The sequence below is a fragment of the Lacimicrobium sp. SS2-24 genome (genome assembly GCF_002201535.1).
Classification (GTDB): Bacteria; Pseudomonadota; Gammaproteobacteria; order Enterobacterales; family Alteromonadaceae; genus Lacimicrobium.
This window is the reverse complement of record NZ_NIWW01000006.1, coordinates 93,091-107,983: the sequence shown is the minus strand read 5'-3', so window position 1 is coordinate 107,983 and position 14,893 is coordinate 93,091. Positions and strand designations below refer to the sequence as shown.

Sequence of the window (14,893 nt, the reverse complement as noted above, 5' to 3'; positions counted from 1 at the left end):
CGAGACCTGCAACACCTATTAGGAAATCTATGAAAGAATCGGTACTGCATAAACTCGAATCCTTAATCGAACGATTTGATGAGGTTCAGGCGTTGCTCAGTGAGCCTGAGGTCATTAACGATCAGGATAAGTTCAGGGGACTTTCCAAAGAATATGCTCAGCTTGAAGAGCTGGTGAAGTGTTTCCGCGAGTATCGCCAGGCTCAGCTGGAGCTGGAAAATGCCAAAGAAATGTTGCAGGAAGACGATGCTGAAATCCGTGAAATGGCAGAGGAAGAAGCCAAACATGCCAGGGAGTCCATCGCCCGGTTAGAGAGCGAGCTACAGATTTTGCTGCTCCCCAAAGATCCCAATGATGATCTGAACTGTTTTGTCGAAATTCGGGCCGGGGCCGGCGGCGATGAAGCGGCCATCTTTGCCGGTGATTTGTTTCGCATGTATAGCCGTTATGCTGAGCGCCATGGCTGGCGTGTGGAACTGGTCAGTGCCAGCGAGGGCGAACATGGTGGCTATAAAGAGGTCATCGCTAATATCCTGGGAGACGGATGCTACGGCATCCTCAAATTCGAATCGGGTGGTCACCGCGTACAACGGGTACCGGAAACAGAATCTCAGGGCCGTATCCACACCTCAGCCTGCACGGTCGCGGTGTTGCCAGAATTACCCGAGTCAGAAGCCATCGATATCAATCCTGCGGATTTGCGGGTGGATACCTATCGTGCCAGTGGTGCCGGTGGTCAGCATGTGAATAAAACCGATTCTGCCATTCGTCTGACGCATATTCCCACGGGGTTAGTGGTGGAATGTCAGGATGAGCGGTCACAGCATAAAAACCGGGCTAAAGCGATGTCGGTACTGCAAGCCCGACTCAACCAGCTGGAGCAGGATAAACGCACCGCAGAGGAAGCCAGCACGCGAAGACTGTTAGTGGGAAGCGGTGACCGGTCTGAGCGCATACGCACCTACAATTTTCCGCAGGGGCGGGTGACGGATCATCGTATTAATCTGACCTTGTACCGTCTGGATGAAGTGGTGGAGGGCGATTTAGACGCCATTTTAGATCCGATTCGTCAGGAACATCAGGCGGACTTGCTGGCCTCACTGTCGGATGCAAACTAACACGCCCACAATCAGTGAAGCACTGCGCTGGGCCCGGGATAGGTTGGAACAGGCCGAGTTGGCCTTTGCAGACCCTGCAACCGACAGCAAAGTGTTACTCTGCCATTGTCTGCAATGCGCACCGGCTTATCTGCATACCTGGCCCGACCGCAGGCTTGAATTGTCGCAGTGGCAGGCCTTTGAAAACCTGGTTGTCCAGCGTGGTCAGGGTATACCTGTCGCCCATCTGACCTGTGAACGTGGCTTCTGGAATCTGTCACTAAAAGTCAGTCCGAAAACCCTCATTCCACGCAGCGACACAGAAGTGCTGGTGGAGAAAGCCTTGTCACTGTTTGAAAATGTGCCAATGGATGTGCTGGATCTGGGTACTGGCACCGGAGCCATTGCGCTGGCTCTGGCCAGCGAACGCTCAAACTGGCGCGTTACCGCTACAGACTATGACGAGGACATTGTTGCACTGGCGAGGGAAAATGCCCAGCATAATGGCATTGACCATGTCACTCTGTTGAAAAGCCATTGGTTTGAGGCCCTCGCTGACAGGCGGTTTTCGTTGATTGTCAGTAACCCGCCTTATGTGGAACAGGACAGTGCCAGTCTGAAAGAGGGCGATGTGCGCTTCGAGCCCCTGTCAGCTCTGGTTGCACCTGAGCAGGGGATGGCGGATTTACTGCATATTATTTCTCATGCTGGCAAATATCTGCTTGATTCTGGGTATCTGGTACTGGAACATGGGTTTGAGCAGGCTGAAAAAGTACAGCGGGCATTGAATGACCATGGTTTTACGGATGTGGGCAGTGTTAAAGATTATGCTGGTCTCGACCGGGTAAGTTTTGGCAAGTGGCTGAAAAAGATGTGATTTTTCAGAATTCAATGGCACTGTAGCTTCCCTCAGTCTATGTTTAGACTTTAGCATTGCGATAAAAATCCAGGGAGATATCCGCTATGTCCGATGAGTTGCTGTTTATGGATGAAAGCGAAGATGAGGTTGTTGGTGATCGTTGTAACTGGAAAGTGCTGATCGTCGATGACGAGCCGGAAGTCCATGCGGTTACCAAGCTGGCATTGAGCGATTTCGTCTTTCAGGATAAGGGCATTGAGTTTATCAGCGCCTATTCAGGGGCCGAAGCCAGGGAAATCTTTCTTACCCATCAGGATATTGCCATTGTGCTGTTGGATGTGGTGATGGAAACTGATGATGCGGGCCTGCAGGTTGCTGAGTTCATTCGTAATGACGCCAATAACCATTTCACCCGCATTATTTTGCGTACCGGACAACCTGGGCAGGCACCGGAGCGGGACGTGATCATCAACTATGACATCAATGACTATAAATCCAAGACAGAGCTGACTGCGCAGAAACTTTTTACCGTGGTCATAGCCACCTTGCGCTCATACCGCGACATTATTGTGATTGAAGAGAATCGTCAGGGGTTGGAGAAGATCATTGCCGCCTCTGCAGATCTCTTCAGTATTCATTCGCTGGAAAATTTTATCGACGGCATCGTGCAGCAGTTATCGTCATTGATAGGAGGCACCCAGGACGCCGCCTATATTACCTCTGCGGTAGCGGGTCCCAAACCCATAGATAATAATGAATCCTCGGACTTCTATATTTTTAGTGGCAAGGGGGATTTTGCCAACCATGAAGGTCAGGTGCTGGAAAACGTATTGGACGGTGAGCAACTGGCTACCTGCAACCAGGCATTGAAGAACAGAGACATCGTTTATCAGGATGAATACCTGGTGGCCTATTGCAACAGCAAAACCGTTAATGGCTCCTTGTTGTATCTTTCGGGTCTGCCCAGGAAATTGACACCGACCGATAAACATTTATTACAGATTTTCTCTCAGAACGTGCAAATTGCCTTTGATAACGTGCTGTTGACCAAGGACATTGAAGACACCCAACGGGAAATCGTTGAGCGCCTTGGACAGGCTCTTGAACGGCAAATGGGGGGCGGAAAACATATTCAGCGCATGACGATGATCTGCGAATTACTGGGCAGGGAATACGGTCTGGAAAAAGAGCAGATTAATATTCTCAAACTGGCGATCCCGCTTCACGATGTCGGTAAGTTGAAAATTCCTAAATCTATTTTGCTCAAACCAGGCCAGCTCAGTGAAGAAGAAAAAGAAGTGGTACGCCATCATACCGAGTTTGGTTATCAGTTACTCAAAGACTCCAAACGCCCTATCATTCAAGCGGCCGCGCAAATGGCGCGGGAGCATCATGAGCATTGGGATGGCAACGGATATCCACAAGGGTTAAAAGAGGAACAAATCAGTATCTTCAGTCGTATCACCGCGCTGGCGGATGTATTTGATGCGCTGCAAGCGCGACGTTGTTACAAAGAATCCTGGCCGTTAGAAAAAGTAATGGAGACGATTCAGGCACAGCGTGGCAAGCAGTTTGAACCAAAGCTGGTGGATATCCTGACACAGAATCAGGATAAACTGATGGCTATCGCTCAGGCCTATCCTGATGATCTGGATATCGAGTCAAAAGGCGCCGATGAATAGCGCAAATTCGCTTTAATGACATAACGTTAGCCCTGATGCTGTATTCTTGACTCGATTTTCGCAGCCGAACACAGTAAATTTGGTACCTGGATAATTACAATAATAAGGTCCGCTTTATGTACGCTATGGTCAAACATCTCCACCTCACTGTTATCTCCATCAGTCTGGCACTGTTTATTCTGCGCTTTTTCTGGACCCTGCGTGGCTCTGCCATGCTGCAGAAGAAGTGGGTCAAAGTGTTACCCCACGCGGTGGATACGTTGTTATTGATTACCGCAGCCTGGCTATGCGTGCTGATCTCGCAATATCCCTTTGTCGATGGTTGGGTAACAGAAAAATTGTTGGCCGTGCTGCTGTATGTGCTGATGGGACTGGTGGCCCTGAAGCTTGGCCGTACTTTGTTTATTCGTTGGGTAGGATTTGTTGGCGCGCTGGCCTGGCTGGTTTTTGCTGCCAAAGTTGCCATCATGAAACAGCCCCTGCTGTTTGGCTAAAAGGAAAGGGCACCTGCTGCCCTTTGTATACCTGACGGATTCTTTAATTTTCAGATGATGAGTTTGTGCCAATGAAAAGGGTGCTTGAAAAGGCGCTGGAAGAAAACGACCTGCTACTGGCGTCTCTGTTAGTGACCCAGCATCTGGGAATGGACAGGCCGTTATCAACATACCTGGCAATCATCGAACGTTGGCAAAGACGTGCTCAACAGCGTGTTGACCAGAGTGCACCATTGCATCAACAGGTTACCCAACTCAATCAGTTTTTTTACACAGAGCTGGCGTTTGCCGGTCAGCCTAAAAATTTACTTGCCCCCGATTACGCACGTATGGACCAGGTGATGCTGTATCGTAATGGTTGTTCGGTGTGTTTGTCTATTCTGTATTGTCATCTGGCCAGGGCTATCGGGCTGGATGCAACCGGCGTCAGTTGTCCTGGCCATTTTTTTGTCAGCGTGCCCATTAATGAACAGCAGAGTGTGTTGCTGGATGCCTTATCCGGCGAGTCTGTGACCTGGGAAGAGCTGGAGCGTCGTTATCATGGGTTTGAGGATTCGGACCAGACCTTAGCCCTAGATGATCTCATCGTTGCCCCGGCAAATAGTCATACGACTCTGGTCAGGTTGCTTCATAACCTTAAACAGGCCTATGTGGGGCAGGAACAATACCAGTCGGCTCTGATGGTCAGTGACCTGTTGGTCTCTCTGAATCCGGAGGATCCTTATGAACGCAAAGGGCGCGGCTGGCTGTTACAGCAACTGAACTGTTACGCCGGGGCGCTTGCTGACTATCGCTACTATATTCGTACCTGCCCACAGGACCCGGCTTCGCATTTACTCAAACTGCAGTTGCGTAACCATAATCCAAGAACAGAAGTGTTGCATTAGCACCGGCACAGCCACCGAGGCGGCATAACATAAGGAGTTTATATGACAGAAACGGCATTGATCACTAACGACGCAGTCGTCATCGGATTGCTCGCGCTGATCCTCGGCGGCGTATTCTATACGGCCAGCAGTCCTCACCCTTTTTGGCAGAAGTTTTACCGTTTTGTTCCTACACTGATTCTGTGCTATTTCCTGCCTTCTTTACTGACGACCTTTGGCATTGTTGACGCATCGAGCTCTAATGCCTATTACGTGGCGTCACGTTTTCTGTTGCCGGCGTGTCTGATTTTGCTGACCCTGAGTATGGATCTGCGCTCGGTTTTTAACCTCGGGCCCAAAGCCTTAATTTTATTCTTCACCGGTACTATCGGCATTGTCATCGGTGGTCCCATTGCCTTGCTGATTATGTCTGCTGTGGCCCCCGAAGCCATGGGGGGACAGGGCCCGGATGAAGTCTGGCGTGGCCTGACAACCATAGCAGGGAGCTGGATCGGTGGCGGCGCCAATCAGGCGGCAATGAAAGAAATCTTTGAAGTGGGAGGGGGCATCTTCTCCACCATGGTGACGGTGGATATTATTATCGCCAATATCTGGCTGGCGGTGCTCTTAGTGATGGCGGCCAATGCCAAAAAACTGGATGCCCGCACAGGAGCTGACACATCGGCCATCGAAGAGATGATCACTAAGGTACAGAAGTTTGAATCGGAGAAAATGCGTATTCCGCAGCTCCGTGATCTGATCCTGATCTTTGCGGTCGGCTTTGGTGCCTGCGGTGCTGCCCACTTTCTCGCCGATACGACAGTCCCCTTTATGGAAACCTATGCCCCCTGGGGTAAAGAGTTGAGCCTGCACAGTTCTTTTTTCTGGTTGGTGGTGTTTGCCACTACCATCGGTATTGCCTTGTCCTTTACGCGCGTACGTGATCTGGAGCATGTGGGTGCCTCCCGGGTGGGGAGTTTATTCGTGTACATTCTGGTGACCACCATTGGTTTGCAAATGGATGTGACCAAAATTGTGGATACACCGGTGTTTTTTGTACTGGGCATTATCTGGATGCTAATCCATGCAGGATTGATGTTGCTGGTGGCTAAGATTATCCGTGCGCCGGTGTTTTATATGGCAGTAGGCAGTCAGGCCAATGTGGGCGGTGTAGCGTCTGCACCCATCGTGGCTGCAGCCTTCCACCCGTCTCTGGCGCCGGTAGGCGTGCTGTTAGCTGTGGTCGGCTATGGTCTGGGAACCTATATGGCCTATTTATGTGGAATCATTATGAAAGGAGTGGCGGGATGAAAAATCTGCAGCAGATTAACCTGGCAGGTCTGGATGTCGCCAACCACAAGCCTTTTGTGTTGTTTGGCGGCATGAATGTGCTTGAGTCGCGGGATTTAGCCATGCGCATCGCCGAACACTATAAAGAAGTGACGCAGCGCCTGGGTATTCCTTATGTGTTTAAGGCGTCTTTTGATAAAGCCAATCGTTCTTCTGTGAACTCTTATCGCGGGCCGGGACTGGAAGAGGGGCTCAAGATTTTTGCTGAAATCAAAGCCACCTTCGACGTACCGCTGATTACGGATGTGCACGAGCCCTGGCAGGCACAGCCTGTGGCCGACGTAGTCGATGTTATTCAGCTGCCGGCATTTCTGGCCCGTCAAACCGACTTAGTTGTCGCTATGGCCAAAACCAATGCTGTCATTAATGTCAAAAAGCCGCAGTTTCTCGCCCCCCATGAGATGCGCCATATCATCAACAAATTTATGGAAGCGGGGAATGACAAAGTAATCCTGTGTGAAAGGGGCAGTTGCTTTGGTTATAACAACCTGGTGGTTGATATGCTGGGTATGGATGAAATGAAAACATTGGCACCGGTTATCTTCGATGCAACCCATGCATTACAAAAGCCCGGAGGACGTGCAGATTCTGCTGACGGACGTCGGGCTCAGGCGGCACAGCTGGCCCGCAGTGGCATGGCCCTGGGTTTAGCGGGGCTCTTTATAGAAGCACATCCGGATCCCGAACAGGCGAAATGTGACGGACCTTGTGCGTTGCCACTGGCGAAGTTAGAAGGTTATCTGGAACAGATGAAAGCGCTCGACGAGCTGATAAAGGGTTTTGCGCCACTGGATACCAGTGCCAGTTAATAAAAACCGCTAAGCACTGGCATATCAGGCGGACGATCGTCCGCCTGAAGGCGTAATTATTTTATGGTGCACCTTTGCCACGTATGGCAACGTGTGCCAGCGTCCTTCGCCGTGTCGAACTTTCGTTCGTCTCCGTCAGGTTGCAGAGTGTAACCGCGTTACTCGGACGCTGAAGTGTTTTTAGGCGTCAGGGCCTTGGTATCGCTTTTCGCCAGCATGTCAGAACGCTTCTGTGCCGATGCGGGCTGTTTCAGGCGCTCCAGATTTGCCGCAAGGGGCAGTTCCAGATTAATGACGGCTTCCCTGATATACTCATTGCCTTGTTGTAAAATCCAATCTTTGTCGGTGATTTCCTCGGCTACGGCGGCTTGGGCACTGATCAGCACTAGGCCAAAGGGAATAAGTCTGGTAAAGTTTTTCATCTGCAAACCTCTAGTTAAATTAATGTTAAAATTACGCTTTTGTGAGTGAGATGTTAAAATTTATCGTTTATAACTTACTATCTATAAAGATATTTTTTCTCTCACGGTTAAAATATAACCTGTTATTGAGCTGGCTTAAATTGACATTAATTGAGTCATCTGCATTAGAAAAACTAATGGAACTTTAATCCTTATGTCACGCAGACTGCCCCCCCTTAATTCTCTCAAAGCATTTGAAGCGGCAGCCCGGCATTTAAGCTTCACGAAAGCGGCTGATGAGCTGTTTGTTACGCAGGCCGCGGTCAGTCATCAGATTAAGTCGCTTGAGTCGTTCCTGGGCATTAAATTGTTTTTACGTAAAAACCGAACCTTGCTGCTGACGGAAGAAGGTCAGGGCTACTATCTGGATATAAAAGATATTTTCAGTTCATTACAGGATGCCACCCAGCGCCTGCTGGCCCGAGGTGCAAAAGGCGCCATTACGGTGGCTTTGCCGCCGAGTTTTGCCATTCAGTGGCTGGTTCCGCGTATTCACAAGTTCAGTGCAGAGCATCCGGATATCGACGTACGCATCAAGGCCGTAGATTTTGATGAAGGCCACCTCACTGACGATGTCGATGTGGCGGTCTATTATGGCAAAGGACGTTGGAACGGACTACACGCCGACAAGCTGCACACCGAGTATCTCACGCCGATCTGCTCACCGATGTTATTTCAGTCGGATAAGCCGCTGGAAGAGCTTGATGATCTGCGCCATCACACGCTTTTACACGATGCCTCCCGGGAGGCCTGGAAAAACTGGATCCGACATTTTAATGTGCTGGGCGTGAACGTAAATCAGGGGCCGGTATTCAGTCACTCTATGCTGGTATTACAGGCCGCGGCATTAGGGCAGGGCATTGCATTGGGGCACAGTGTGCTGGCCAGGCCAGAGATTCAGGCAGGACGACTCATCTGTCCTTTTGATGAAAAACTCATTACCAGAAATGCTTATTACCTGGTGTGCCATGAATCTCAGGCCGATTCAGGTAAGATTGCCACCTTCAGACAGTGGGTAAATACGCAGGTGCAGGAAGAGCAGCAAGATGATGTTATTGACGAATAAGGCCGAACAACCCGTTGCCAGTCTGTTGCTGGCGCATGGCGCCGGCGCCGGAATGAACAGTGACTTCATGCAACAACTGGCTGAGCAGATAGCCGCGTGTGGGGTCACCGTACACCGGTTTAATTTCAGCTATATGCAACGCAGCGAAGAAGAGGGGAAAAAGCGCCCTCCACAGCCCTTGCCTAAGCTGATGAATGATTTTGAAGCGGCATTGGAGAGCGTAGACTCACAGAGCCCTTTGTTTGTGGGAGGGAAATCTATGGGAGGGAGAGTCGCCTCAATGCTGGGCGACAGTGAGCGGATAAAGGGATGCCTTTGCTATGGCTATCCTTTTCACCCACCGGGTAAGCCGGACAAACTGCGTACCGCTCACTTGCAGGAAGGGGGTAAGCCGATTCTTATATTGCAGGGAGAGCGGGATCCCTTTGGAACGCGTGTGGAATGTGAGAACTTTCAGTTACACCCCAGAGTTCGGCTCTCGTTTATAGATGATGGTGAACATAGCTTTAAACCGCGTAAATCGGCAGCCACTACATTGGAGCAAAATATGACTAATGCAGCACACCGAAGCCTCGACTTTATTAAGGCGTGCTTATGAGCTGGGTTCTCAGTGCAGGAGCCTTTTTAGCCATGACTGCAGTGATGCTGGGCGCCTTTGCCGCCCACGGTCTTAAAGGTCGGCTCGAAGAAAACATGATGTCGGCGTTTCAGACGGCTGTGCAATATCAGTTATGGCATAGTCTGGCATTGATTCTGTTGGTTGCATTATACCGGCATCAACCTCAGCCTATGCTGCAATGGTCGGCGATCAGTATTCTGGTCGGTGTGATCCTGTTTAGCGGCAGCCTCTATCTGTTGGCGCTGACCGGTGTTCGCGGGTTTGGTCCCATCACCCCCATAGGCGGTGTGGCAATGATTATTGGCTGGTTTCTGCTGTTGATTGCCAGTGTACGGAGTGGGTTGTGACAGCGGCGCTACTGGCCTATTGCCGCCCCGGATTCGAGGGCGATCTGGCAAACGAGTTGCAGGACAAAGCTGCAGCGGTTGGTATCTACGGTTTTGCCCGCACTTCAGCTCAAAGCGGTTTCGTTTTGTTTGAATGCTACCAGGCAGAAGATGCGGATAAACTGCTTGAGCACCTGCCCGTTCAAAGCCTGGTTTTTGCGCGCCAGGTATTTGTCTGTAAGGCAAGACTCGATGACTTGGACGCAGCGGATCGCATCACTCCATTGCTGGAAGCCTGTGCTGATTTTCCTCAGTGTGGTGAGCTCAGGGTCGAGTACCCGGACACCACAGAGGGTAGAGAACTGTCTAAATTTTGCAGAAAGTTTAGTGTGCCACTGCGCCAGTCATTAAAAAAAGCCGCGAAGCTCAGCCCCAAGGAGCGCAGCGACAAGCCTGTCTTGTTTATGTTTTTTACTACCAGTCAGCAGGCCTTTTTAGGGGTGGCTTCACCGCAGCAGATCTCCCCATATCCCCTGGGCATATTGCGCCTGAAAGCGCCATCACAGGCACCCAGTCGTTCCAGCCTGAAGTTAGATGAAGCCATACAGGTTTTTCTAAATAAAAAAGCACAGGAAACCCGGTTACAGGGTGGAATGCAGGCCGTTGATTTGGGGGCCTGCCCAGGTGGATGGACATATCAGCTCGTGCGCCGTGGGTTATTTGTTCAGGCCGTGGATAACGGCGCAATGGCGCAAAGTCTGATGGAAACGGGGCAGGTGAGATACTTCGCTGAAGACGGTTTTAAGTTTGAACCTAAGAAAAAGAACATTCATTGGCTGGTATGTGACATGGTTGAGCAACCACAGCGGGTTGCCAGGCTGATGGCCAGTTGGGTACTCAAAGGCTGGTGTCAGGAAGCCATTTTTAATCTCAAATTGCCCATGAAACGCCGCTACGAGTCCTGGTTGCAGGCGCAACAGGAAATTGCCGAGCAGCTACACACGGTGTCGTATCAACTCCAGGCCAAACACCTCTATCATGATCGCGAGGAAATTACGGTACATCTGCGACGCACCGGCTAGCGGAGCGGGCAGCACCACTTGGCTACCCGGTCCCTCATAGTCTGTTACGGAGCAGAGGCGAGGCGGTATTTCCCGCTTCCTTAACTCTTGATGGTATCCGCAGCGGGCACATTGCACTGGGCAAGGAGCCCTTTCTCCGGTGTGGGGGCGGGGTGATGTAATACCAATGTCTCATTACCCCGGGTTTCGCTCTTATCCCAGCTTGAGTCGTAAGCGCTGTGGTAAGCTCTGTCCATTACCACCAGGCGATCGCCAATGACCTCATAGTGCGTTGTCCGTTGAGACTCAGCCTGCATCGTAAAAAAGATAAAAGCCCTGCCATCACCGGCAAAACTGAGTCGGGATTTAAGAGGAAAGCCTTGCTCGTCAATCCACAGGTGATACTGCCCGTCGAAATCGTTAACATAATCTCTGACTTTTTTATTGCTGATAACCGCCTCCAGGGGCAAATCAAAGGTCAATATGCGTACCCTGCCTGCGTCACACTGCTGTTCCTCTTCTTCCCTGAAGCTCGCCTTTTGTACAAAGCGTTTAAGGTTAGTGGCGGCGGACAATATGGTCTTAAGTTCACTGGCCTCGAGATTATTCACCGCATCTCGCGTGGGGGTCGGTGCGTCCTCATCTTCAAGTTTCAAGCGGGCCTCTTCTTCCATCGCATACAGAACATCGTTGCCATAGGTTATTTGCAGACCGGCGCCTTCGTCGCTGAGTAAAATGTCTGCAGCGCCTTGCTGTTCTTTAAGATCCTTTCCCTCGCCACGCTTTTCCGTAAAGCGATTGGTTAATGTGGCGCTGATAGCTGTGGTACCTGTCAGACTATCCAGTGCCTGATGCAAATCGGCTAAACCATCGGCATACAACGCTGTGGGGAAAAACAGGCTACTGACCAACAAAACACGATGTAGTTGGGGCGGATTTAAACGCATAGTTGTCCTTAATAGCTGAGTAAGTCATGTACACAGACATTGGATTCTACCCTGAGTTGCATTTAAGAGCGGACGGAATTTGTTTCATGATGTTTATCATCAGCATGGCATTGTGCACGGTTGTAGTGTTACTGAGACATTGTGGTGGGTCTTGCGGGATGAGTCTGGTTTTAACCTATTGTGTTTTTAGTACCCACTAGTACCCACGAATATGTGGAGCAAACACATCCCTGATGATCGGCCCCCAGCTCGGTCATCCACGACCTCGCGTTCAGGCGGGCGGCGCCGTGCGCCTGAAGATTCCGCCTTCACCCTTTGGGCCGCGCTGTGCGCGTTGACCAAGCATTGTAGGAACAATGCAGAACAGCTTTAGCTGGCCTGCGCAGCAGGTGAGCGACAGGGATGTAGCGAATAAATTTGTTCCCGACAAATTTGTACAAAATACCTCCTTGTATTTTGCCCTTCGGGCCAGCCTGCGGCTGTTCACCAAGTATTGTCGGAACAATACAGAACAGCTTTAGCTGGCCTGCGTAGCAGGTGAGCGACAGGGATGTAGTGAATAAATTTGTTCCCGACAAATTTGTCGAACCAGATCGCTGGTTCTCACCCAACACGACAAAATGCTCAGTATTACTTCTGAGTCTATCTGAATAGGTTGGGGTAACTTTAGATTGTGGTGGGTCGTGCTGGATTCGAACCAGCGACCAATTGATTAAAAGTCAACTGCTCTACCAACTGAGCTAACGACCCACAATCTTACTTGGAAGGGACTGCAATGTGTTCTTTTTCTAAGGACCAGGCCTTGTTAGAAAAAGTGGTGGGTCGTGCTGGATTCGAACCAGCGACCAATTGATTAAAAGTCAACTGCTCTACCAACTGAGCTAACGACCCACATTGTCACGTTTTCAGTGCTTCTTTGGCTCCGAAACAGACTGTCTTTGCCTGTTGCGTTTTGAGCTAATGACTCACTGTTTGCCGTCTGTCGCGACGGGCGCATATATTACTTAAATCCTGACCTGGTGCAAGCCAATTATGGATTTAAATGCTATTTTTCTGCCTGAATGCTGTAAAACTAGCCTATTTGAACAAATTTAGCACCAAAGCCATGAAAAAAGCACTAATCTGAATGAGAAATGGCCTCCTTCTTACCAGTATCTTTCCATACTGATATGTCCTGGTTTACGTTTAAGGTTCTTGCGTAGTCCTCGCTGTTCAAGCAATGCTTGTGTTTCGCTGATCATGGCTGGATTGCCGCAGAGCATGACATGACTGTGTTGTGGGCAGATCTCCCGCTGTGCCTGTTGCTCCAGCAAGCCGGTTTCCAGAGCCTCAGGAATTCGGCATGTAAGTGCATCAGCACTGGATTCCCGTGTAACGCTACTGAGGAAGGAAAATTGTGATCTATGTTGCTGGGTGAGCTCTGTCAACAACCCGTTGTAGGCCAATTCTTGGGTGTAGCGCACGCCATACACCAGTACAACATGTTCAAATTGCTGCCACACGGCATGAGTGCGTAACATCGAAATAAAGGGGCCTATTGCGGTGCCCGTTGCCATAAGCCAGAGATCCCGTGAGGGCGGCACATAGTCCAGCGTCATAAAACCGCTGGCCTTGGTGCTCATGTGTATCGGATCACCCGGTTGCAGTCTATGCAGAGCGGGGGAGAGCAGGCCGTCGTCCACACGTATCAGTAAAACCTCTAACAAATCCTCGTCAGGGTGATTCACTAATGAGTAGGCTCGTCCAATGCGTTTGTCCTTAATATCCAGTCCCAGTTTGACAAACTGTCCGGCGGTGAAGTCGCCAATATCGGCCTCAATAAACAAAGAAAACAGATCGGCCGTCCAGTCTGTCCGTTTTACCACTTTGCCTTGTGTCCACATTATCAACCTCCTTTATCCTTTCCTGGCGAGATAACACCACTTTTTCAACATATTAGTGAGAAAATGGTTGTCTTTGTTGTCTCAGACTAAAACATGATGACGACAAGACAAGGGGAATAGTCAATTAACCTGCTTATCAGCCCATACCATTTACGTTACAGGGGCGGTATAATCTGCGCCCTTTTTGATCTAAGCCGAGCAGCAGTATGAGCCAGACACAGTCCATAGATACGCTTGATTATGCCTTTCCGGCAAAGCCAAAGCCTTTGAGCGAAAAGCAAAAAGCAGAGTATATCGAGCAGATTAAAGGGCTGCTCGAGGAAAAAAATGCCGTCTTGGTGGCCCATTACTACACCGATCCAGAGATTCAGGCGCTGGCTGAGCAAACACAGGGCTGCGTGGCTGATTCGCTGGAGATGGCCCGTTTTGGACGAGACGCCGATGCACAAACGTTAATTGTGGCGGGCGTACGTTTTATGGGCGAAACCGCCAAAATTCTCAGCCCTGAGAAAACCGTGCTGATGCCAACGCTGGAGGCAACCTGCTCCCTGGATCTGGGCTGTCCGGCGGATAAATTCAGTGAATTTTGTGACCAACACCCGGATCATACGGTGGTGGTGTATGCCAATACTTCAGCGGCGGTGAAGGCTCGCGCAGATTGGGTTGTGACCTCCAGCATAGCCTTGGAAATTGTCGAACATCTGGACAGCCAGGGTAAGAAAATCTTATGGGGCCCGGATCGTCACCTTGGTGCATACATTGAAAAGCAAACCGGTGCACAGATGCTGATGTGGCAGGGTGCCTGCGTGGTGCATGACGAATTCAAAGCGCGCGCACTAAAAGCGCTAAAAGAGCAGCATCCAAACGCCGCCATTCTGGTTCATCCTGAGTCACCGGCGAATGTGGTTGAGATGGCCGACGCAGTGGGGTCGACCTCACAACTGATTAAAGCTGCGCAAACACTGCCTAACGACTACCTGATTGTGGCCACTGACCGGGGTATTTTCTACAAGATGCAACAGGCCGCACCCGGCAAAGCCTTTGTTGAAGCACCAACAGGTGGTAATGGTGCAACTTGTCGCAGCTGTGCACATTGTCCCTGGATGGCAATGAATGGCTTACAGGCTATTCATGAAGCCCTGACAGACAATACCGGTCATGAAATTTTTGTAGACGAAGCGACCCGTCAGAAAGCTTTAATCCCGCTCGACAGAATGCTCGATTTTGCCGCGGCCCATAAAATGAAGGTCAAAGGTAACGCCTGATAATAAGGTGCGCTGCACCTTATCTGGGTGAATCTGGCTGACCGGTAATCGCACTGGCTTGGTGCGGTTGTTGACAGGGTGCAGTTTCCCTACCGCGTCATGTGCTCA

At 50.4% G+C, this 14,893-nt stretch carries 15 protein-coding genes and 2 tRNA genes; 12 read left to right on the top strand and 5 right to left on the bottom strand.

Going from position 1 to position 14,893, the window contains the following annotated elements; genetic code table 11:
• The first annotated feature begins 29 nt into the window (after positions 1-29).
• The 7 genes from prfA to kdsA all read left to right on the top strand — a co-directional run bounded on the left by prfA (position 30) and on the right by kdsA (position 7,157).
• Positions 30-1,118, top strand: coding sequence for a peptide chain release factor 1 (gene prfA / locus CCY32_RS11465; protein WP_088330825.1), 1,089 nt, complete (start codon positions 30-32; stop codon positions 1,116-1,118).
• Positions 1,108-1,974: a peptide chain release factor N(5)-glutamine methyltransferase gene (prmC, locus tag CCY32_RS11460; protein ID WP_088330822.1), complete on the top strand. Its 867-nt coding sequence runs from the start codon at positions 1,108-1,110 to the stop codon at positions 1,972-1,974. Before prfA ends, prmC begins: the two co-directional genes overlap by 11 nt.
• An 86-nt stretch (positions 1,975-2,060) precedes the next feature.
• Positions 2,061-3,638 carry a DUF3369 domain-containing protein gene (locus CCY32_RS11455; protein WP_088330820.1) on the top strand — a complete coding sequence of 526 codons (1,578 nt, stop codon included), beginning with the start codon at positions 2,061-2,063 and terminating at the stop codon, positions 3,636-3,638.
• A gap of 116 nt (positions 3,639-3,754) precedes the next feature.
• Positions 3,755-4,132 carry a SirB2 family protein gene (locus CCY32_RS11450; protein ID WP_088330818.1) on the top strand — a complete coding sequence of 126 codons (378 nt, stop codon included), beginning with the start codon at positions 3,755-3,757 and terminating at the stop codon, positions 4,130-4,132.
• 71 nt (positions 4,133-4,203) lie between these two features.
• Entirely contained in the window at positions 4,204-5,019 is an 816-nt protein-coding gene (locus CCY32_RS11445) for a tetratricopeptide repeat protein (RefSeq protein ID WP_088330816.1), read from the top strand.
• A 42-nt stretch (positions 5,020-5,061) separates the two neighbouring features.
• Entirely contained in the window at positions 5,062-6,309 is a 1,248-nt protein-coding gene (locus tag CCY32_RS11440; RefSeq protein WP_088330814.1) for a DUF819 family protein, read from the top strand.
• Positions 6,306-7,157, top strand: coding sequence for a 3-deoxy-8-phosphooctulonate synthase (gene kdsA, locus CCY32_RS11435; RefSeq protein WP_088330812.1), 852 nt, complete (start codon positions 6,306-6,308; stop codon positions 7,155-7,157). The genes CCY32_RS11440 and kdsA overlap by 4 nt, the downstream gene beginning before the upstream one ends.
• Before the next feature lie 158 nt (positions 7,158-7,315).
• Here kdsA and CCY32_RS11430 read toward each other — a convergent pair whose 3' ends face one another.
• Positions 7,316-7,579 carry a hypothetical protein gene (locus tag CCY32_RS11430; RefSeq protein WP_088330810.1) on the bottom strand — a complete coding sequence of 88 codons (264 nt, stop codon included), beginning with the start codon at positions 7,577-7,579 and terminating at the stop codon, positions 7,316-7,318.
• Between the two features lie 193 nt (positions 7,580-7,772).
• Between CCY32_RS11430 and CCY32_RS11425 the strand changes: the two genes are divergently transcribed.
• The 4 genes from CCY32_RS11425 to rlmM are packed head-to-tail and all read left to right on the top strand — an operon-like array spanning position 7,773 to position 10,711.
• The gene (locus CCY32_RS11425; RefSeq protein WP_088330808.1) at positions 7,773-8,684 is read left to right on the top strand and encodes a transcriptional regulator GcvA; all 912 of its coding nucleotides are present in this window, start codon (positions 7,773-7,775) and stop codon (positions 8,682-8,684) included.
• Positions 8,665-9,282, top strand: coding sequence for an alpha/beta family hydrolase (locus CCY32_RS11420; RefSeq protein ID WP_348638942.1), 618 nt, complete (start codon positions 8,665-8,667; stop codon positions 9,280-9,282). Before CCY32_RS11425 ends, CCY32_RS11420 begins: the two co-directional genes overlap by 20 nt.
• On the top strand, positions 9,279-9,650 hold the full coding sequence (locus CCY32_RS11415) for a DUF423 domain-containing protein (protein ID WP_088330806.1): 372 nt from the start codon (positions 9,279-9,281) through the stop codon (positions 9,648-9,650). Before CCY32_RS11420 ends, CCY32_RS11415 begins: the two co-directional genes overlap by 4 nt.
• On the top strand, positions 9,647-10,711 hold the full coding sequence (gene rlmM / locus CCY32_RS11410; RefSeq protein ID WP_088330804.1) for a 23S rRNA (cytidine(2498)-2'-O)-methyltransferase RlmM: 1,065 nt from the start codon (positions 9,647-9,649) through the stop codon (positions 10,709-10,711). The genes CCY32_RS11415 and rlmM overlap by 4 nt, the downstream gene beginning before the upstream one ends.
• An 80-nt stretch (positions 10,712-10,791) precedes the next feature.
• Here rlmM and CCY32_RS11405 read toward each other — a convergent pair whose 3' ends face one another.
• The 4 genes from CCY32_RS11405 to CCY32_RS11390 form a co-directional block, all read right to left on the bottom strand.
• Entirely contained in the window at positions 10,792-11,637 is an 846-nt protein-coding gene (locus CCY32_RS11405) for a hypothetical protein (protein ID WP_088330802.1), read from the bottom strand.
• A gap of 674 nt (positions 11,638-12,311) precedes the next feature.
• Positions 12,312-12,387, bottom strand: a tRNA-Lys gene (locus tag CCY32_RS11400).
• A gap of 65 nt (positions 12,388-12,452) precedes the next feature.
• Positions 12,453-12,528, bottom strand: a tRNA-Lys gene (locus CCY32_RS11395).
• Between the two features lie 254 nt (positions 12,529-12,782).
• Complete coding sequence (locus CCY32_RS11390) at positions 12,783-13,520, bottom strand: ferredoxin--NADP reductase (protein WP_210401736.1); 738 nt, start codon at positions 13,518-13,520, stop codon at positions 12,783-12,785.
• Between the two features lie 206 nt (positions 13,521-13,726).
• On the opposite strand from CCY32_RS11390, the gene nadA reads away from it, so the two are divergent.
• Positions 13,727-14,785 (top strand): quinolinate synthase NadA, encoded by a 1,059-nt coding sequence (gene nadA / locus CCY32_RS11385; RefSeq protein WP_088330798.1) that lies wholly within the window; start codon positions 13,727-13,729, stop codon positions 14,783-14,785.
• Positions 14,786-14,893 lie beyond the last annotated feature (108 nt).